Origin of the sequence: Hydrogenophaga taeniospiralis, assembly GCF_020510445.1 — a bacterium.
GTDB lineage: Bacteria > Pseudomonadota > Gammaproteobacteria > Burkholderiales > Burkholderiaceae_C > Hydrogenophaga.
Window position 1 is genome coordinate 2,692,383 of sequence record NZ_JAHBAG010000001.1, and the last position, 18,907, is coordinate 2,711,289.

At 67.7% G+C, this 18,907-nt stretch carries 20 protein-coding genes; 7 read left to right on the plus strand and 13 right to left on the minus strand.

The features are described from left to right. Positions 1-5 precede the first annotated feature (5 nt). Both KIH07_RS13000 and KIH07_RS13005 read right to left on the minus strand, forming a co-directional pair. Positions 6-1,202: a lytic murein transglycosylase gene (locus KIH07_RS13000; protein WP_226492371.1), complete on the minus strand. Its 1,197-nt coding sequence runs from the start codon at positions 1,200-1,202 to the stop codon at positions 6-8. A 27-nt stretch (positions 1,203-1,229) separates the two neighbouring features. Next, on the minus strand, positions 1,230-2,594 hold the full coding sequence (locus KIH07_RS13005; protein WP_226492372.1) for an MBL fold metallo-hydrolase: 1,365 nt from the start codon (positions 2,592-2,594) through the stop codon (positions 1,230-1,232). Between the two features lie 170 nt (positions 2,595-2,764). On the opposite strand from KIH07_RS13005, the gene KIH07_RS13010 reads away from it, so the two are divergent. Next, positions 2,765-3,466 (plus strand): haloacid dehalogenase type II, encoded by a 702-nt coding sequence (locus tag KIH07_RS13010; RefSeq protein ID WP_226492373.1) that lies wholly within the window; start codon positions 2,765-2,767, stop codon positions 3,464-3,466. 22 nt (positions 3,467-3,488) lie between these two features. On the opposite strand, the gene KIH07_RS13015 is transcribed toward KIH07_RS13010, so the two are convergent. After that, a complete protein-coding gene (locus KIH07_RS13015; RefSeq protein WP_226492374.1) occupies positions 3,489-4,274 on the minus strand; it encodes an IclR family transcriptional regulator C-terminal domain-containing protein in 786 nt (261 codons plus the stop codon). Positions 4,275-4,494: 220 nt separating this feature from the next. Between KIH07_RS13015 and KIH07_RS13020 the strand changes: the two genes are divergently transcribed. The 3 genes from KIH07_RS13020 to KIH07_RS13030 all read left to right on the plus strand — a co-directional run bounded on the left by KIH07_RS13020 (position 4,495) and on the right by KIH07_RS13030 (position 7,169). Further along, positions 4,495-5,418, plus strand: coding sequence for a 4-hydroxyphenylpyruvate dioxygenase (locus KIH07_RS13020; RefSeq protein WP_226492375.1), 924 nt, complete (start codon positions 4,495-4,497; stop codon positions 5,416-5,418). A gap of 39 nt (positions 5,419-5,457) precedes the next feature. Continuing rightward, positions 5,458-6,372, plus strand: a complete 915-nt coding sequence (locus tag KIH07_RS13025) for a sugar phosphate isomerase/epimerase family protein (protein ID WP_226492376.1) — start codon at positions 5,458-5,460, stop codon at positions 6,370-6,372. Positions 6,373-6,455: 83 nt separating this feature from the next. Continuing rightward, on the plus strand, positions 6,456-7,169 hold the full coding sequence (locus tag KIH07_RS13030) for a YebC/PmpR family DNA-binding transcriptional regulator (RefSeq protein WP_226492377.1): 714 nt from the start codon (positions 6,456-6,458) through the stop codon (positions 7,167-7,169). Between the two features lie 23 nt (positions 7,170-7,192). Here KIH07_RS13030 and KIH07_RS13035 read toward each other — a convergent pair whose 3' ends face one another. The 3 genes from KIH07_RS13035 to KIH07_RS13045 all read right to left on the minus strand — a co-directional run bounded on the left by KIH07_RS13035 (position 7,193) and on the right by KIH07_RS13045 (position 9,029). Beyond that, positions 7,193-7,447, minus strand: a complete 255-nt coding sequence (locus KIH07_RS13035) for a hypothetical protein (protein WP_226492378.1) — start codon at positions 7,445-7,447, stop codon at positions 7,193-7,195. 67 nt (positions 7,448-7,514) lie between these two features. Continuing rightward, positions 7,515-8,150, minus strand: a complete 636-nt coding sequence (locus KIH07_RS13040; RefSeq protein WP_226492379.1) for a DsbA family protein — start codon at positions 8,148-8,150, stop codon at positions 7,515-7,517. A 12-nt stretch (positions 8,151-8,162) separates the two neighbouring features. After that, a complete protein-coding gene (locus KIH07_RS13045) occupies positions 8,163-9,029 on the minus strand; it encodes an MBL fold metallo-hydrolase (RefSeq protein ID WP_226492380.1) in 867 nt (288 codons plus the stop codon). A gap of 124 nt (positions 9,030-9,153) precedes the next feature. On the opposite strand from KIH07_RS13045, the gene KIH07_RS13050 reads away from it, so the two are divergent. After that, a complete protein-coding gene (locus KIH07_RS13050; RefSeq protein ID WP_226492381.1) occupies positions 9,154-10,044 on the plus strand; it encodes a LysR family transcriptional regulator in 891 nt (296 codons plus the stop codon). Positions 10,045-10,275: 231 nt separating this feature from the next. Here KIH07_RS13050 and KIH07_RS13055 read toward each other — a convergent pair whose 3' ends face one another. After that, positions 10,276-11,328: a DMT family transporter gene (locus KIH07_RS13055; RefSeq protein ID WP_226492382.1), complete on the minus strand. Its 1,053-nt coding sequence runs from the start codon at positions 11,326-11,328 to the stop codon at positions 10,276-10,278. A gap of 211 nt (positions 11,329-11,539) precedes the next feature. Between KIH07_RS13055 and KIH07_RS13060 the strand changes: the two genes are divergently transcribed. Then, positions 11,540-12,397: a hypothetical protein gene (locus KIH07_RS13060; RefSeq protein ID WP_226492383.1), complete on the plus strand. Its 858-nt coding sequence runs from the start codon at positions 11,540-11,542 to the stop codon at positions 12,395-12,397. Here KIH07_RS13060 and KIH07_RS13065 read toward each other — a convergent pair. From KIH07_RS13065 to KIH07_RS13090, 6 genes are all read right to left on the minus strand, one after another. Then, positions 12,391-13,224, minus strand: a complete 834-nt coding sequence (locus tag KIH07_RS13065) for a shikimate dehydrogenase family protein (protein ID WP_226494701.1) — start codon at positions 13,222-13,224, stop codon at positions 12,391-12,393. The genes KIH07_RS13060 and KIH07_RS13065 overlap by 7 nt on opposite strands. A 57-nt stretch (positions 13,225-13,281) precedes the next feature. Continuing rightward, positions 13,282-13,758, minus strand: a complete 477-nt coding sequence (gene aroQ, locus KIH07_RS13070) for a type II 3-dehydroquinate dehydratase (RefSeq protein ID WP_226492384.1) — start codon at positions 13,756-13,758, stop codon at positions 13,282-13,284. Between the two features lie 140 nt (positions 13,759-13,898). Then, a complete protein-coding gene (locus KIH07_RS13075; protein ID WP_226492385.1) occupies positions 13,899-14,897 on the minus strand; it encodes a TRAP transporter substrate-binding protein in 999 nt (332 codons plus the stop codon). 96 nt (positions 14,898-14,993) lie between these two features. Continuing rightward, a complete protein-coding gene (locus KIH07_RS13080) occupies positions 14,994-16,274 on the minus strand; it encodes a TRAP transporter large permease subunit (protein WP_226492386.1) in 1,281 nt (426 codons plus the stop codon). Positions 16,275-16,296: 22 nt separating this feature from the next. Then, entirely contained in the window at positions 16,297-16,830 is a 534-nt protein-coding gene (locus tag KIH07_RS13085; RefSeq protein ID WP_226492387.1) for a TRAP transporter small permease, read from the minus strand. A 95-nt stretch (positions 16,831-16,925) separates the two neighbouring features. Beyond that, a complete protein-coding gene (locus tag KIH07_RS13090) occupies positions 16,926-17,609 on the minus strand; it encodes a TetR/AcrR family transcriptional regulator (RefSeq protein ID WP_226492388.1) in 684 nt (227 codons plus the stop codon). 151 nt (positions 17,610-17,760) lie between these two features. Here KIH07_RS13090 and KIH07_RS13095 point away from each other — a divergent pair, with 151 nt between their 5' ends. Continuing rightward, positions 17,761-18,795: a J domain-containing protein gene (locus tag KIH07_RS13095; RefSeq protein ID WP_226492389.1), complete on the plus strand. Its 1,035-nt coding sequence runs from the start codon at positions 17,761-17,763 to the stop codon at positions 18,793-18,795. Positions 18,796-18,907: the final 112 nt, after the last annotated feature.

Consider the following 18,907-nt stretch of genomic DNA (forward strand, 5'->3'; position numbering starts at 1 on the left):
TTGGCCTATCCGCCGCGCAGCGCCTGCAACAGCTTCTGCCCACCCCGCCCGTTCACCTCGTGGCCCAGCCGCTCCTGTTCGGCGCGGATTGCCACGCGGCTCTTCTCGCCCAGCATGCCGTCCACCTCGCCGATCTCGTGGCCGCGCAGGATCAGCAGGCCTTGCAGCTCGCGGCGTTCGGCGCGCGAGAGACCTGGGTCGTCGGTGGGCCAGGGGGTGGTGAACGGACCGCCGCCGCGCAGCCGGTCGGCCAGGTGGGCGATGGCCAGGCCGTAGCTCTCGGCGGCGTTGTAGCTGTAGATCGCATCGAAGTTCCTGAACACCAGAAACGCCGGGCCAGCGGGGCCGGCGGGTGTCATCAGGCCGGCGCTGCCGAGGTTGGCGGGCAAGGGTGAGCCGTCCACGCGGGTCACGCCGCGCGCGCTCCACTCGCTGATGGCTCGCTTGCTGCGCCGGCCTTCGCCGCCGGTGTTGAAGCCCTCGGGGAGCTTCACCTCAAAGCCCCAGGGCTGGCCGGTCTGCCAGCCGGCCTTCTGCAAAAAGTTCGCGGTGGAGGCCAGTGCGTCGGGGGTGCTGTCCATCAGGTCGGCCCGGCCGTCGCCGTCGAAGTCCACCGCCAGCCGCTCGAAGGTGCTGGGCATGAACTGGGTATGGCCAAAGGCGCCGGCCCAGGAGCCGACCAGGCGCTCGGGCGCGATGTGGCCGGCCTGCAGGATGCGCAGCGTGGCGTACAGCTCGGTGCGGAAATAGGTCTGGCGCCGCCCGTAACACGACAGCGTGCCCAGCGCCTGCACCAGCGGGTATTTGCCGAAGCTCTGGCCGAAGTTGCTCTCGACCCCCCACACCGCCACCACCGTGGCCGGGTCCACGCCGTAGCGCTGCTGCGCGCGCTCCAGCGTTTCGGCGTGCTGGGCCAGCAGCGCACGCCCTTCGGCCACGCGCTCGTCGTCCACCAGGCCGGCGAGGTAGTCCCAGATCGGGGTGCGGAACTCGGGCTGGAAGTCGAGCTTTTCGATCACGCTCATGTCGGGCTGCAGGCCTTGGGTGAAACGGTGGTAGGCCGTTTCGGAGACCCCGGCGGTGCGGGCAGCGCCTTGCAGGCCGTCGATGCACTGGGTGAATTCGGGTGGGGCGGTCTGGGCGAAGGCGGGCAGGGCCAGCGCGAGAACAGCGAGTGGAAGCAGGGGTTTGAAAGGAGTCATGCGCAGGGGGGCTTCAGCAGGGGGGCTTCATACAGCCCAGGTCGAGCCATGTTCAGGCACCAGGGCCTGCCAACGCAGCTCGGTTTCGATGCGGTGGCGCAGCGCGTCGGAGGCGCCCATGTCGCCGTGTGTCACGAACACGCGGCGCGGTGCGGCGGGCAGGGCGCGCAGCCAGTCCATGAGCTGGCTGGCGTCGGCGTGGGCCGAGGCCGACTTCATCTGCACCACCTCGGCGCGCACGGGCACGTCCTGGCCGTGGATGCGCAGCTGGGTCGCGCCGTCCGACAGGCTGGCGCCGCGCGTGCCGGGTGCCTGGTAACCGGTGAGAACGACCATGTTGCGGTGGTGGCCGAGGTACTGCACCAGGTGGTGCAGCACGCGCCCACCGGTGGCCATGCCGGCAGCGGCGAGCACGATCTTGGGGCCATGTTGTTGCGCAATCGCCTTGGACTCGTCGGCCGAGCGCGTCATCTTGGCCACGTGTTCCATGTCGCGGCATTGCGCGGCGTTCAAGCGGTGTTCGCCCAGGTGTCGGTCGTAGAGGTCGGTGGTGTGGATGGCCATCGGGCTGTCGAGGTACACCGGCAGGCTGTGCGGCAGCACGCCGTTGGCCTTGAGCAGGGCGATGGCGTGCAGGATCTCCTGCGCACGGCCCACGGCGAACACCGGCACCACGGCCGTGCCACCGCGCGCGGCCACGCGTTGCAGGGCAGGGCCGAGCTCGGCGAGCACGTCTTCGTCCGGGTGCTCGCGGTCGCCGTAGGTGGACTCGATCACCACCACGTCGGCCGCCGGGGGCTTGTCGGGCGGGTTCATCAGCGAATCGTCGGGCCGGCCCAGGTCGCCCGAGAACAGGATGCGCCTACCACCCACCTCCAGCAGCAGGCTGGCCGCGCCGAGGATGTGGCCCGCGCTGGTGAAGCTGGCCTTCCAGCCGTGCAGCGGCTCAAAGGGCTGGTGCATGGGCACGGTGCGCAGCAGCTTGAGGCTGTCCAGCGCGTCGCTTTCGGTGTAGAGCGGCAGCGCGGGCGCGTGTTTGCTGAAGCCCTTGCGGTTGGCGAAGTTGGCGTCCTCTTCCTGGATGTGGCCACTGTCGGGCAGCAGGATCTGCGCGAGGTCGCGTGTGGCGGGCGTGGTCCAGACCTTGCCGCGAAAGCCCTCCTTGGCCAACAGAGGCAGGTAGCCGCTGTGGTCCAGGTGGGCGTGCGTCAGGATCACGGCGCCGATGTGGTTGGGCATCACCGGCAGCGGGTCGCGGTTGCGCAGGCGCAGCTGCTTGTAGCCCTGGAACAGGCCGCAGTCCACCAGCAAGCTGTGGCCGTCGTGTTCGACGAGGTATTTGGAGCCGGTCACGGTGCCGGCCGCGCCGAGGAATCGGATGTGGACGTTCATGCGGGCCATCTTATCCCCATGCCCACAACGGCTTCCCGAATGGCGCCGGTGCCGGTGAGGCCTTGCGCCCGGGGCGCCGCGCGCAGGCACCGGCGGCGCAAAATGCAACACCGCAGCCCCGACCCGGTGGCGCTGCGCGTTGTGCAACCCGATCCGGCGGAGGCCGTCCCATGGCGATTCAAGCGGTGGTTTTTGATGCCTATGGCACCTTGTTCGACGTGTATTCCATCGGCGCGCTGGCCGAGCGCCTGTACCCCGGCCAGGGGGCCGCGCTGTCGGCGCTGTGGCGCGACAAACAGATCGAATACACGCGCCTGATTTCCCTCAGCGACCCCGATGCCGAACAGGGCAGCAGCCACTACCGGCCGTTCTGGGACCTGACCCGCCAGTCCCTGCGCTACGCCCTGCAGCGCCTGGGCCTGCCCCTCTCGGAGGCCAACGAAGAGGCGCTGATGGCGCAGTACGCGCAACTCACCGCTTTCCCGGAAAACCGCGGCGTGCTGGAGGTCCTGCGCCGGCAGGGCATGACGACGGCGATCCTCTCCAACGGCAACCCCGAGATGCTGGCGTCGGCCGTGGACAGCGCCGGCATGCGCGACCTGCTGGACCACGTGATCTCGGTCGACGGCGTGCGCCAGTTCAAGACCATGCCGGTGGCGTATGGCGAGGTGGCCCGCCACATTCCGGCCGAGAAGACGGACGTGCTGTTCGTCTCCAGCAACGCCTGGGATGTGCTGGGTGCCGCTTGGTTCGGCTTCACCACCCTGTGGATCAACCGCCAGGGCCTGCCGTTCGAGACCATCGGGCCTCGGCCCGACCACGTGGGCGCCGATCTCACGGCGGTGCTCGGCGTGTTGGGTCGGGGCGGCTGAACAAGCTGCTGAGACACCACACCTAGATCAGGTTCCTGAGCGTTCGCGCCGCTTCCTGCAGCACCGGCAGCACGCGCTTGATCGCGTCCTCGCTGCTTTCCTGGTTGATCGGCATGGTGATGCTGATCGCGCCTTGCACCGCGTTGTTGCGGTCCAGCAGCGGCACCGCGATGCCCCGTGCGTTCAGCTCCAGTTGCTGCTCCAGCAGTGCCCAGCCCTGCCGGCGAAAGCGCTGCAACTCGCTGCGCAGTTGCTCCTTGCTGGACATGGTGAACGGCGTGAAAGCATGCAGCTCGCGGGGTTCGAGCCAGGCATCGGCCGCTGCTTCGCCCATGGCCGCCAGGATGGCCACACCCGCGGTCGACAGTTGCGCCTGGATGCGCGAACCCAGCATGTAGCCGGTGTTCATGTGGCGGTGCGCGCCGCTGCGCGCGATGTAGACCACGTCGTCGCCGTCGAGCACGCCGAGGTAGGCGATTTCCTGCGTGCCGCCCGCGATGCGCTGCAGAAAGGGCTGCACCACCCGCGGCAGCCGCGCCGACTCCAGGTAGGCGTGGCCCAGGCGCAGGATGCGCGGCGTGAGCCAGAACAGCTTGCCGTCGCTGCCCACATAGCCCAGGTGCGCCAGGGTCAACAGGTAGCGCCGCGCGGCGGTCCGGGTGAGGCCGCAGCGGGCGCCCGCCTGGCTCGCGGTCAGGCGCGGGTGCTGGTCGTCGAAAGCTTCGATGACCGACAGGCCTTTTTCCAGACCGGCGATCCAGTCGCGCGGCTCCAGCCGGGGTGGTGTCGAAACGGGTGGGTTGGGCATGGGTGTGACGCTCGCAGGGCGGGTACGGATGGGTGAAAACCCTGATATCGATCGATGATCGAACGAAGATGATCGATTATCGATCATCGCCATCCGGTGCATGCAGGTCAAAACCGATGTGCCCACCTACAGTGAGAGCTGTAGCGGGTGACCTCACCCGATGCCGCGCCCGCTGGCCCTTTGACGCCCGGCCCGGCGCTCACCCGATGGAGACACAAGCATGAGTGACCTGCTGCTCAACACCCCCGACGGCCGCGAGCCGCTACAGGCTTCTTTCAGCGACGCCGCCAACCCGCTGGGCCTGGACGGCATCGAGTTCATCGAATACGCCACGTCGAAGCCCCAGGCGCTGGGCCAGGTGCTGGAGATGATGGGCTTTCGCCCGGTGGCACGCCACCGCTCGCGCGAGGTGCTGCTGTACCGCCAGGGCGATCTCAACATCGTCGTCAACGCCCACCCCACCGATGCCCAGGGCGCCACCCACGGCAGCGAGGTGCCGTCGATCTCGGCCATGGCGCTGCGCGTGCGCGACGCCCGCGCCGCCTACCACTACGTGCTGGAGCGCGGCGCCTGGGCCGTGCCCACGCACGCGGAGGTGATGGAGCTGAACATCCCCGCCATCCACGGCGCGGGCGGCAGCCGCATCTATTTCGTGGACCGCTACAAGGAGTTCTCGATCTACGACGTGGACTTCGTGCCCATCCCCACGGTGGACCAGCGCCCGCCGGCCACCGCCGGCATCCACTTCTTCGGTGTCGTGCAATACATCGGCCCCGAGCGCAGCAACGACTGGATCGCGTTCTACAACGAGCTCTTCGGCACCGAGCTGATCCCCGACGAACAGCGCTTCGGCATCATGCCCAAGGGCACCTTGCTGCGCACCCCCTCGCTGGACGCCACCCGCCGCTTCATGCTGCAGCTGATCGAACCCGAGATCAACGTGGTCGATGCCGACGAGCGGCTGCAGCGCATCGGCCTGGGCGTGCCCGACGTGCTGGCCGCCGTGAAGGCGCTGCGTGCGCTGGGCGTGGAGTTCGTCGAAACCCAGGCCGCGCACACCGAGCAGCGCGGCGCCATCACCAAGACCTACCTGGGCTCGGTGGTGTTCGAGCTGGTGCACAGCGAACTGCGCACCGGAGCCTGATCGCATGAGCAGCGCAGCGCGCCGCACGGAGGACCAGCCATGAAACCGAAACACAGCGCCATCGTCGAAGCCATCAGCGGCTTCGGCATGGACACCATCACCCTGGCCGGCCCGCTCGAAGCCAAGCTCGCGGCCATGAAGGCGGCCGGCTTCTCGCAGGTCATGCTCAAGGCCAACGACATCAACGGCCACCCCGATGGCATGCAGGCCGCGGTGCAGGCCGTGAAAGACAGCGGCCTGCGTGGCACCGGCTTTCAGGTGCTGCGCGACTTCGAGGGCCTCAGCGGCCACCTGCACCACTACAAGATCGACATCGCCAAGGCCATGCTGGAGATGTGTGCCGCGCTGGACTGCCAAGTGCTGCTGGCCTGCTCGTCCACCTCCACCCATGCCAGTCAGGACCTGGACCACCTCGCGCGCGACCTGCGCAAGCTCGCCATGCTGGCGCTGCCCCTGGGGATCAAGATCGCTTACGAAGGCCTGTCCTGGGGCCGCACCGTCAACGAATTCACCACCGCCTGGGACGTGGTCTGTCGCGCCGATTGCCCCAACCTGGGCCTGGGCCTGGACTCGTTCCACATCTTCGCGGCCAAGACTCCCCTGGAGGAAATCGACTACCTCGACCCGAGCAAGATCTTCCTGGTGCAGCTGGCCGACTTCATGTGGCAGGAGATCAAGACCTTCGAGGAGCGCATGAGCACCGCGCGCACCTTCCGCGTGTTCCCCGGCGAGGGCGTGCACAGCGAACAGCTCGTGGACATGGTGCAGAAGCTCGACCGCCTGGGCTACGCGGGCGACTACAGCTTCGAAGTCTTCAACGACGACTACCAGCAGATGCCGCTGCCCATGGTGGCCGAACGCGGCCGCCGCTCGGCCCTGTGGCTGGCCGAAGACGTGCTGCGCCGCTCGGTGCCGCTGCCCAACCAGATGCGGCTGAAGTCGGTGGCGGGTTGAGCGTTCGTCGCGCCAGTGGTGTCGTGTCAGGGGTCGTCCACTAAACTCGTGGACCCCCGTCAGCCACAACACAAGGAACTCCCATGGGCGCGCAGTGGAAAGCGAAACACAAGGACCTGGCGGCCAACGCCAAGGGCCGCCTTTTCGGCAAACTCGCCAAAGACATCATGATCGCGGCGCGCCACGGCGCCGACCCGGCGGCCAACGCTCGGTTGCGCCTGGTGGTGGAGCAGGCGCGCAAGGTCTCCATGCCCAAGGACACGCTGGACCGCGCCATCAAGAAGGGCGCGGGCCTCACCGGTGAAGCGGTGCATTTCGATCATGTGATCTACGAAGGCTTTGCGCCGCACCGCGTGCCGGTGATGGTGGAGTGCCTGACCGACAACGTGAACCGCGCCGCGTCGGACATGCGGGTGCTGTTTCGCAAGGGCCAACTGGGCACCAGCGGCTCGGTGTCGTGGGACTTTGACCACGTCGGCATCATCGAAGCCGAACCCGCCGTCGCGGGCGCCGATGCCGAGGTGGCGGCCATTGAGGCCGGTGCGCAGGACTTCGAGCTCGCCGACGAAGAGGGCGTGACCGTCTTCCTGACCGACCCGACCGATCTCGACCTCGTGAGCCGCGCGCTGCCCGCGCAAGGCTTCACCGTGCTGTCGAGCAAGCTGGGCTACAGGCCCAAGAACCCCATCGACCCGGCCAGCCTGAGCGCCGAGGCGCTGGAAGAGGTGGAGGCCTTCCTGGCCGCGCTGGACGACAACGAAGACGTGCAGAACGTCTTTGCCGGCCTGGGGGGCTGAGCGCGAGGCGCCGGGGCCCCGTTTCAGGACGGACCCGCGGTTTTCAGCAGCTCGGCCTCGAATTGCCCGAGCTCTTCCTCCAGGGTCCCGCGGCTGTGAAAATGCCGATGGGCCTGGCCGTACCAGTACTCGGCGTCTTCCAGATCACCCTCCTGCATGTGCAGAATGCCGTGCAGCCAGGCGCCCAGCGGAGAATCCTCGTTCTGCACGAGGTTGTGGGCCTCGTCCCAGCGCCCCGAACGCGTCAGAACCAGGACTTCATGAAGAGGGGAGGACATCGAAGGCTCCTTCTGGTTGGCCGTGCCTGAAACCGTTCCATGGCACGGCCCCCTTTTACCGCGACGCTCAAGCGTCCGCAATATCGCTCAGCAGTTGCTCAAGGTCGCCGTACAGGGCATTGCCGCGCAACAGCCGGCGACCGTTGTCGTCCGTGACCACCAGGGCGGGCACGCCCTGCACGCCAAAGCTCTGCATCAGCCCCTGCGCCTGGCGCATGCGCGCCGCGTTGGCGGCCAGCAGCTCGGCGTCGGCCGCCGCCAGGCGGTGGGCCGCATCGGCCAGGCCCTGGTCGCGCAGCAGTTGGCCCACCACGGTCGCATCGCAGGTGTCCAGGCCCTGCACGTAGCGGGCCTCCTGCAAAACCTTCAGCGTTGCCAGCTCGCGTGAGGGCTCGGTCAGCGCCACGGCCGTGAGTGCCAGCGTCGTCGCGGCCGAGTCGAAGGGGCTGCCGTGGCGGCCCAGCACCTTCTGGCGGTAGGCCTCGGTGAAACGCTGGCCGGTGAGCTTGGCGATGCGCAGGTCGTTCGACCAGGCGTAGGCGGCAAAGTCCGCGTCCATGGCGCGCCCGTTGCCTGCAAAGAGGCCCGTGGGCGCCAGCGCCAGCGTGATGGCGCTGTGTTGCCCCAGCTTCTGAACCACGGGCGAAGCGCCATAGCACCAGCCGCACAGGGGATCGAACAGGTAGGTGATGGCGGTGCTCATGACTTTATCTCCTTACCACTTCATCTCGCCCTTGTTGACCTTGGCGCCGATGTCCAGCGACAGGGCGCCGTCGGTCACCTGCGGGTAGGACTTCTTCATGGCGTCGATCAGCTCGGCGCTGCTCTTGCTCGCGGCCAGGTTCTTCTCGAAGGTCTGCAGGTAGTCCTTGGTGAAGGTGATGGTGCTGGCGTCCACGGCGGTGCCGGCTTTCATGTGGCCGGGCACCACCAGCTCGGGCTTGAGCGCGGCCATTTCGTCCAGCTGGGCCACCCAGGCGGCGCGCTCGGCGGCGCTTTGCGTGTCGGCTGTCCACACGTGCATGTGGCCGAAGACGCCGATGGTGCCCACCACGGCCTTGATCGACGGGATCCAGGCGTAGGGGCGGTGGGCCAGCAGGCCCTGGGTGCCACGGATTTCGATGGTCTGGCCTTCCAACGTCAGGCTGTTGCCGGCGAGTGCGCGCGGCGCCACGGGTTTGCGCGGTGCGTTGGCGCCCATCTTGGGACCCCAGAACGCCACTTTGCCGGCCATCTTGGCGTTCAGTTTTTCCAGCACGGCGGGCGTGCTCACCACGTCGGCCTGGGGGAAGATTTCCTTCAGCGTTTCGACGCCGAAGTAGTAGTCCGGGTCGGCCTGGCTCACGTAGATGGTCGTAAGTTGTTTGCCGCTGTCGAGCACGTTGGCGGCGATGCGCAGCGCGTCGGCGCGGGTGAAACCGGCGTCGATCACCATGGCTTCTTTTTCCCCGTAGACCAGGGTCGAGTTGACGTTGAAGCTGTTGCCGGCGGCGTTGTAGACCTTGACGGTCAGCGGCTGGGCGGCCTGGGCGCTGGTGAAGGCGATGGCCAGCGAGGCGGCGACGACGGTGGTGCGGATCATGGAAGGCTCCTGTTGAATGTGATTGAGGGATGCACTTTTCAGCGCTGGGATGCACTGTAGTTTCAATATCCGAACAGATAAACCGCATAATTCGGCCATATATGTTTCAAAAACAGATCGAATCGTGGACCGATTGACCGCCATGCGCGTGTTCGTGGCGGTGGCCGAGAGCGGCAGCTTCAGCGCTACGGCCGACCAGCTGGAGATGTCGCGCGCCATGGTCACGCGCTACGTGGGCACGCTGGAACATTGGCTGGGCGCGCGCCTGCTGCAGCGCACCACGCGCAGCGTCACGCTCACCGACGCGGGCGAGAACTGCCTGCGCCGCAGCCAGCAGATGCTGGCGCTGATGGACGACGTGGAGCAGGAAACCAGCCGCCACGACACGGCGCTGCGTGGGCAACTGCGCGTGACCTGCAGCGTTTCCCTCGCTCACGCGCAGATGGCGGCCGCGCTGGCCGATTTCCTGAAACTGCACCCAGCGCTCAAGATCGACCTGAACGCCAGCGAGGGCGCGCTCAACCTGGTGGAGGCGCGCATCGACCTGGCCATCCGCATCAGCGCGGAGCCCGACCCCACGCTGATCGGCCGGGTGCTGGCGCCTTGCGCCTCGGTGCTGGTGGCGTCTCCCGCGTACCTGGCCGAGCACGGCGTGCCCCAGGCGCCGGCCGATCTGGAAACCCACCGCTGCCTGAGTTTTGCCAATTTCGGCAAGAGCACCTGGACCCTCCGACGGGGCGAAGAACGCTGCCAGGTCGGCGTGCGCAGCCAGCTCAGCGCCAACGAGGCCACCGCCCTGCTTCAGGCGGCCCTGGCGGGCGGCGGCGTGGCCCTGCAGCCGACCTACCTGGCCAACCCCTACCTGGCCGACGGGCGCCTGCGGGCGGTGCTGCCGGACTGGCAGCCGCCCGACATGGCCATCCACGCGCTGTACCCCTCACGAAAACACCTGTCGCCCGCGGTGCGGGCCCTGCTGGACTTCCTGGTGGCGCGGTTCGCCAGCGTGCCCTGGTAACGCCACAGTAGCAGGGGAAGCACCCCAGGCGGAGCACGACCCGCAACGCACGAAGCGGCCCAGCCAAGGACACCGCCGGGCCGGCTTTGCCGGACGGCTGGTGTGCCTTGCAGGCCGCAGCCTCGCCAGAGGCGAGGCTTCTTCGGGCCGTCCAAGCCTGCGCAGGCAGGCTCGGAGCCGCGGCCCTCAGCCCCCTAGGGGGTAGCGCGAAGCGCTGCGGGGGGGGGGGAGTTAATGCCTGTGTAAATGGTGTGCATCCGGCACATGCGGATGCGCGTGGCCCATCGGGCTGTGGTGGTGCCAGTGGCTGTGGGGGCCGTCGGGCATCACCTCGTGGCGGTGGGTGTGGTGCCCATCGTCGTGGGTGTGGGCGTGTTCGTGTTCCAGCTCGCCGTGCTCGTGCCCGTGTTCGTGGCGCTCGGCCAGGTGCAGGACCACGCCGCAGACCATCAGGAAACCACCCAGCGCCATCAGCCACGAAGCGGAGCGGTCGCCCAGCGCAAACGCGCCCAGGGCCCCGATGAAGGGCGCAAACGCAAAGACCGAACCGGTGCGGGCCGCGCCGAACGCGCGCTGGGCCAGCAGGTAAAAGCGCAGGCTCAGGCCGTAGCCGGTGGCGCCCACGGCCAGCAGGGCCGCGGCCGCGAGCCCGCCGGGCCGGGGCTCGCCCCAGAGCATGGCAATGATCGCCGTGGCCACGCTGCCCAGCACCGCCTTGACGAGGACCACCTGGCCGGGGTCGCGCTCGGCCACCCCGCGCGAGAGCGTGTTGTCAACGCCCCAGGCCACCGTGGCGGCCGTCACGGCCAGCAGGCCCAGCAGCTGGACCTGGCCGATCAGCCCCTGTTCGAACACCAGGGCCACCCCGCCCGCCAGCAGCAGCGCCACCGCGGCCGCCACCCGCCGGTCCAGCGTTTCGCCGTACCAGCGCCAGGCCAGGATGGCCGTGAACACGGCTTCCAGCGTGAGCATCAGGGACGCGCTGGAGCCGCTGGTGCGCTGCAGGCCCCAGGCCAGGGCCACGGGCCCGATCACGGCGCCCATGCCCGCCATGGCCAGCAGCCGGGGCCAGTCGCCGCGCTGGAGCTGCGCCTCCCGCGCCGCCGGCCGGCGCAGCAGCCCCGCCACCAGCGCCGCGCCGGCGTAGAGCAGCGCCGCGGTGGTGAACGGACCCATGCCGGCGCCGAAGCGTTGCACCAGCGGGGTGCTCAGCCCGAACAGCGCCGCCGCCAGCAGCGCGAGCAGGCCACCTCGGAGCGCGGGTGAGGGCGGCGCGAGGGTCATGGGCGGGTTCTCCTGTGAAGTGGGTGGTGGGGGTGTGCTTGAGCATATCGCCGGCGCCCGGGGCCGGTGCGGGGTCTCGCGCAAAGAGGGCTTGTCCGTGAATTCTGCGGCTGGGAGCGGTCCCCGATCCGCACTATGCTTGCACGTGGCCGTCGCCTCGGGTGTGTTTCGCAGGGGCGCACGTGGCGTTTATTTCATCAACGGAGAACACATGGCGAGCGATTTGGACACGGTGCGGGTGCTGCGGGCATTGTTCAACGACATGCCCCGGGCGCCGCAGGGCCTCACGCACCTGGAAACCATGGCCTGGATCAAGCAGTCGATGGCCGACTTCGAAGGCGGGGACATGGCCTACACCATCGAACACATCACCCGCAACGCCATGCTCGACATCGTGCTGCGCATGCGCGAAGACGGTCCCCTGGCGGACGACGCGGCCTTTGACGAGATCGTGAACCTGATCTCGACCAAGGAAGGCCGCAGTGCCTTCATGGACCGGTGCATCCAGGCCCAGAAGAGCGGCGCCGCCACCGAACGCCTGCTTTCCCGTGTGCAGCGGCCCTGGACGGAGCCCGAGCCGCTGTTCGTGCCCGACCCGCAAGAGGTGCAGCGCTTCGTGGCCGCGCAGGCCAGCGGGCCGGGGCCGATGTTCGCCGAGTACGGTGCGCGCGAAGACGTGCGGCAGATCGGTGTGTTCGAGCAGCCACCCGAGCAGGTGCACGAGTTCGCCTGGGGCTTCGTGACCGAAGACCAGGGCGACTGGAATTTCTACCTTGCCGAGGTCTGGCGCCAGGGCACGGTGGGCTACTTCGAGCGTTTCCTGAGCGCGGTGCAGCTCGAAACCACGGGCCTGCCCGAAGGCCCGGCCGCCGCCTCGCCCATGCCGGCCAGCCTGGCGCTGGACGTGGGCATCGCCGCGTTCAGCAGCCTCACGCTGCACGGCGGCGACAGCCTGACCGATCCGGCCGTGCGGCGCTGGGTCGGCGAGGTTTTCATCGCCGGGTTGCTGCCGCGCATGGCCGCGCGCGTGCTCGACGAGCGCTGCGAGTTTCCCGAACGCGTTCAGTAGCTCAGGCGCGCCAACGAGCGCAGCAGATCGGCGCTGGCGGTGGGCAGGCCGAAGAATTCCAGGTAGGCGGGGATCTGTTCGAACAGCATGTCGGTCCCGACCTGCACGCGGCAGCCGCGCGCCTGGGCCGCGGTGAGAAAGGCGGTCATCTCGGTTTTCATAACCACCTCGCCCACGAAGGTGCGCGCGTCCAGGCGCGACACGTCCAGCGGCAGCGGGTCGCCTTCTTTCATGCCCATGGGCGTGGCGTTGACCACCAGATCGAAGCCGGCCGGGTCGTTGTGGCCGGTGGTCACGTCGATGGCCGGGTAGGCGGCCTTGAGGCGCTGGCCCAGGGCTTCGGCCGAGGCGGTGTTCACGTCGAACAGGGTGATGGCGCCGATGCCCGCGCCCGCCAGCGAGGCGGCGATGGCGCAGCCCACGCCACCACTGCCCACCACCAGCACACGAGCGCCGGCCAGCGCCAGGCCCTTGCGCACCACGCCGCGCACGAAGCCCGCGCCGTCGAACATGTCGCCCAGCAGGCGGCCGTCTTCCAGGCGTTTGACCGCGTTGCAGGCGCCGGCCACGGTCACGTTGGGCGTGACTTCGTCGAGCAGGCCCACCGTCACCACCTTGTGCGGCATGGTGATGAGCGCGCCGCGGATGTTGGTGAGCGTGAACACCGACTTCAGGAACGCCGGGTAGTCCGCCGACCGGCAGCCCATGGGCACGACCACGGCGTTCACGCCCGCGTGCTCGAAGTACGGGTTGTAGATCATCGGCGACTTGAAGGTGTGGGTCGGGTAGCCGATGTGGGCGATGAGTTCGGTGTGGCCGTTGATCATGGTGAGGACGAGAGTCACCCCCGCCGCGCGGGCGGTGGGGTGGGGGAATGAAGGGGGTCAGGGCCTTCGGGTGGCCGCCGAGTTGACGAACTTGCGCACCAGGCCGTCCATGGCGATCAGGTAGCCGTCCACCCCGAAACCGACCACGATGCCGGCCGCCGCGGGCGACACCCAGGAGTGGTGTCGGAACGCCTCGCGGGCGTGCACGTTGGAGATGTGGCACTCGATCACGGGCAGCGGCTCCACGCCCTTGATGGCGTCGTGCAGCGCAACGGAGGTGTGGGTCAGCGCACCGGGGTTGATCACCACGCCCAGGGCCTTGCCCTCTTTGTAGAGCCGGCCGTACTCGTGGATCTTGTCCAGCAGCGCGCCCTCCCAGTTGCTCTGGAAGCACTCGACCTCGTAGCCGATCTGGGTGCCGTGGGCCTTGCAGAAGGCCTCCACATCGGCCAGCGTGGTGTGGCCGTACTGCGCGGGCTCGCGCGTGCCCAGCAGGTTGAGGTTGGGGCCGTTGAGGATGAGGATTTTTTTCATGGCATTTCAAGGTTGGCAACAAGAAGATTCGACCACACGAAGTGTCTCCTCCAGCAATCACGGTGGAACCGGCTTTGCCGGGCCACACGTGATGCCCCTTGATGGGGTGACGCGCCCGAGGGCGCGGCGCGGGGTTGGGCTTACTTCCGTGCCTTGGCCAGTTCGGCCAGCAGTTCGTTGACCGTTGCCTCGCCCACGCTGGCGGCGTGTTTGGTGATCACCGGTTTCATCTTCTCGACCAGCTTGGCCTGCTCGGCGGCGGGCAGCTCGGAGACGGTCATGCCCGCTTTCTTCAGGTTGTCCAGCGTGCTGGCGACCGACGCGCGGGCCTGGCTGCGCTGGAACTTGGCGGACTCCAGCACGGCCTCACCCACGATCTTCTTCTCGTCGGCCGACAGCGTGTCCCAGAACTTCTTGCTGATCACCACCGACTGCGGGTTGTACTGGTGGTTGGTCAGGGTCATGAACTTCTGCACTTCGTGCAGCTTGGCGCCCCAGATCGTGGCGACCGGGTTCTCCTGGCCGTCCACGGCTTTCTGCTCCAGCGCGGCGTACAGCTCGGGGAAGGGCAGGGGCGTGGGGTTGGCGTCCAGGGCCTTGACCCAGTCCACGTTGATCGGGTTGGGGATCACGCGCAGCTTCAGGCCGGCGATGTCCTCCACCTTGGTGATGGCGCGCTTGCTGTTGGTGATGTTGCGAAAGCCCAGCTCGTAGTAGCCCAGGCCGACCAGGCCCTTCTCTTCCAGCTTGGCGTGCAGCTTCTTGCCGAAGGGGCCGTCGACGACCGCGTCGGCTTCCTTGCCGTTGGCGAACATGAAGGGCAGGTCGAACACCGCGAAGTCCTTGACCTGGCTGGCGAAGATGCCCGAGTTCATCGACGCCATCTCCAGCGTGCCGCCCTGCAGGGCCGAGACGTTGGCTTGGTCGCTGCCCAGCTGGCCGCTGGGGAACACGTTGACCTTGATCTTGCCGCCCGACTTGGCCGCCACGATCTCGGCGAATTTCTCCATGCCCTGGACGATGGGGTGGCCCGCGGCGTTCTGGTTGGCGAACTTGATGACCTTGTCCTGGGCGGCGGCGATGCCGACGGCAGCCAGCGCTGCCGTGGCCACCAGGGTCTTGATGAACAGTCGTTTCATGGGATGTCTCCAGCTCTTCGGTTTGGGACGCGGTGGAAGAAAGCCCTTGCCGTGGCGTGCCCGTTCCGGGCAAGGGTGTGGAAATCGGATGTGGACTCAGCCGTAGAACCAGCCCAGCGGCACCAGCACGATCTGCGGGAACAGCACCATCAGGAACATGAGGGCGAACTGGGCGATCATGAACGGCCACACGCCTCGGGTCACCTCGTCCATGCTCACCTTGCCGACGCCGGCCACGGTGTTGAGCACCGTGCCCACCGGGGGCGTGATCAGGCCGATGGCGTTGTTCATCACGAACAGCACGCCGAAATACACCGGGTCGATGCCCGCGGCCTTGACGATGGGCATCAGCACCGGGGTGAGGATCAGGATGGTGGGTGTCATGTCCATCGCGGTGCCGACGATGATCACCAGCACCATGATCGCGAACATCAGCAGGGTCGGGCTGTCCAGCAGCGGCTGCAGCAGCGCCACCAGTTGCATTGGCAGCTGGGCCACGGTGATCAGCCAGGCCGAGACCATGGCGCCGGCCACCAGGAACATGATCACCGAGGTGGTCTTGGCGGCGGCCAGGAACAGGCCGTAGAGCTGCGAGAGCCTGAGTTCGCGGTAGATCACCAGCGAGATGAACAGCGCGTAGACGGCGGCGACCACGGCGGCCTCGGTCGGCGTGAACACGCCGAACTTCAGGCCCACCACCACGATGATCGGCAGGCCCAGGGCCCAGACCGCGTCGCGCAGCGCGTGCATCACTTCGGCGCGGGTCTTGCGGGCCGGCGGCGTCACGTTCTCCTTGCGCGCCACCCACCACCAGGTGAAGCACAGCGCCACGCCCAGCAGCATGCCGGGCACGATGCCCGCCATGAACAGCTTGGAGATGGACACGTTGGCGGCGACGCCGAAGATCACGAAGCCGATCGAGGGCGGGATGATGGGGGCGATGATGGAGGCGGCGGACAGCAGGCCGGCCGAGCGCGCCTTGTCGTGACCGGCGGTGTGCATCATGGGCAGCAGCAGGGCGGCCAGGGCGGCGGCGTCGGCCACGGCCGAACCCGAGAGCGAGGCCATGATGACGGCGGCCATGATGGCCACGTAACCCAGGCCGCCGCGCACATGGCCGACCAGGGACATGGCGAAGGCCACGATGCGCTTGGACAGGCCGCCAGCGTTCATGATCTCGCCGGCCAGCATGAAGAAGGGCACGGCCAGCAGCGGGAAGCTGTTGGAGCCTTCGATCAGGTTCTGCGCCAGGATCTGCGCGTCGAACATGTTCAGGTGCCACATCAGGGCGGCGCCGCACAGCAGCAGCGAGAAAGAGATGGGCACGCCGATCATCATCGCGGCGATGAGCGAGCCCAGGAAGATGGCAATGGTCATGGGAGTTCTCTGGGGGCTCGGGTCAGGGGTGGGGGTCGCCGTGCGGCATGTCGTCCGATTCGCGGATGCCGATCAGCTCGCTCTCGGCCATCTGGCCGCTGAGCAGGCGCCACAGGTTGAGCAGCAGCACGGGGGCTCCCAGCACCGCGAACACCACGCCGCTGGCGTAGAAGTAGCCCATGGAGGTTTCCATCACGGCACTGGTCGAGCCCCAGTTGATCTTGGTCTGCTCCAGCGAGCCCTGGAAGATCAGCCAGCAGATGAACAGCATCAGCAGCAGCGACAGGCCGAGGCAGGCCTTCTGGCCGGCCACCGGCAGGCGCGAGATCAGCGAATCGGTGCCCAGGTGGGCGCGTTCGTTGAGCGCGACCACAGCGCCCATGAAGGTCATCCACACGAACAGCCAGCGCGAGAGTTCTTCGGAGAGGGTGATGCCGGAGTTGAAGCCGTAGCGCATGACGACGTTGCCGAACACCATGAGCACCATCGCGGCGAGCGAAAGCACCATGAGAGCGCCCAGCAGGCGGCAATAGCCGTTGATGTATTTCTGGACCAAGGAACTGTCTCCTGAATCGTTGGAATCAATAATGTACGAACTGGTTAGTTTTTAGTGATCGGTGGAAACCCTAATCTGGAGGCCGCGCAGGGGGCTCAGTTTTTGACGAAGCGGACCACCATGTCGACGATCGAGGCGCGGCGCAGCGTGGCCACGGTGGGCGAGGCGAAGTCCCGCTTGAAGATCAGGCCGAAGGTGTGGCGGTTGGAGACGTTGAAGAACGACAGCGCCGAGATCGAGGCGTGGATGTCGATCGGGTCCAGGCCGGCGCGGAAGATGCCTTGTTCGACGCCGCGCGCGTAGAGCTTTTCGATCGCCGAGATGGCCTTGAGGTTGAGCGCCTGGATACTTTTGCTCTGGGCCAGGAACTGGCCGCGGTTGATGTTTTCAGAGACCACCATGCGGATGTAGGGCTCGTTGCCCGCGTGGTGGTCGAAAGTGAATTCAACCAGCCGGCGCAGCGCGGCCTCGGGCTCCAGGTCGTCGAGGTTCAGTTCGGCCTCGGTCGCCCGGACCCGGCGGTAAGCCTCTTCCAGGGCGGCCAGGTACAGACCTTCCTTGCTCTGGAAGTAGTAGTAGATCATGCGCTTGGAGGTGTGCGTCTCGTCGGCGATTTCGTCGATCCGCGCGCCCGCCAGACCCTTCTCGGCGAACTCATTCATCGCCACCTCGAGGATGTTGGCCATGGTGCGTTCGGGGTCGTTGGTGCGCGTGGGCGCCTTGGCCGCGAGCGGCTTCGCACGAACGGTTTGCCCGCGAGAATGTACTGGTTCGTTCATTTTTCCAGTATAGGGTCAACGGCTGCGGATGGCGCGCGTGCAAAGCCGGTGATGGGCTCAAAAACCAGGGAGTTGCCGTGGTTTATACGGGTTTGCCCTTACGATCCGCCCTTGTCTTTGCCCCGCTGTCCTGCCCGGACGGCCCCATGCCATGCCCTCAGCCACCGCTCACGCTTTTGCGTCGGCATTCTCAAAACGGCCCGTCGAGTCGCCACCCGAACGATGGAGCGGGCGGCTCGACCCGGACGGCTTCAAGCGCCCCGGTGGCCTGCTGATCGCGGCCCTGATGCAGGCCGCGGCGGAGCAGGACCTGTCGCTGGGCGAACTGGCCACCACCATGGGCGTGAGCTACTGGAGCCTGAGCCAGTTGCGCATCGGCTTTCGGCCCATCGAATCGCTGGACGACGACGTGGCGCAGGCCTGTTCCTCGTTTCTGGACCTGCCGCCCTTGACCATCGAGATGCTGGCGGGGCTGGCCGATCCTACCGAGGCCCTGGCGTCGATGCCGCTGACGGGGGAGGACATCTGGCATGCGCGCCAGTTGCTCGACACCGAGCCGGCCGAGCTGGTGCTGCTGCCCCCGCCCAACCGCATGCGACCCCTGCAATCTCTGAGCGTGGACGAGCTGGCCGCGCTGCACCAGACGCACGGCGTCAACCCGTCGGTGTGCGAGGCGGTGCGCATGGAGCTGGGGTGCCGACCGTTGTCGAAGACCGAGCGCCTGCGGGCCACGCTCGGCGGACAGGCCGCCGCCAGCGCCACGCCGCAGGCCACTGCACCGCAACCGCCCATCCTGCGCTGCGTGTGTTGCCACAAGCGCCTGCGCATCCCCCTGCTGGACGCCCCTGGCGAAGTGAGCTGCCCGACCTGTCAGACCGAGTACGCGGTGCACTGGCAGGCTTCGGTGTGCCTGGTGCAACGCATCGAGGCGCCACAGGCCGAGAGCGCCAGCGACGATGGCGACGAGGCGGCGGAGCCGGGCAGCGAGGCCGAAACATCGCCCTGGGCCGTGCTGGGCCTGGACGAGAACAGCCCCTGGGACGCCGTGGAGCGCGCCCGGCGCACGATGCTGCAGCAATACCACCCAGACCGCCTCGGCCATGTGCCGCCGCTGGTGCACAAGCTCGCTGAAAACGCATTCAAGCGCGTGAACGAGGCCTACGACACGCTCCGTTCGCGGCGCTAGCGCGCAAGGAGGCGGAGAACCACCGCCTCGACATCGTCGCCGCCCGACCCCTGACCCGCAACCCATCACACCGTCGGTGGCCACGGCGGCCCCCTGGCGATCGGAACACCTG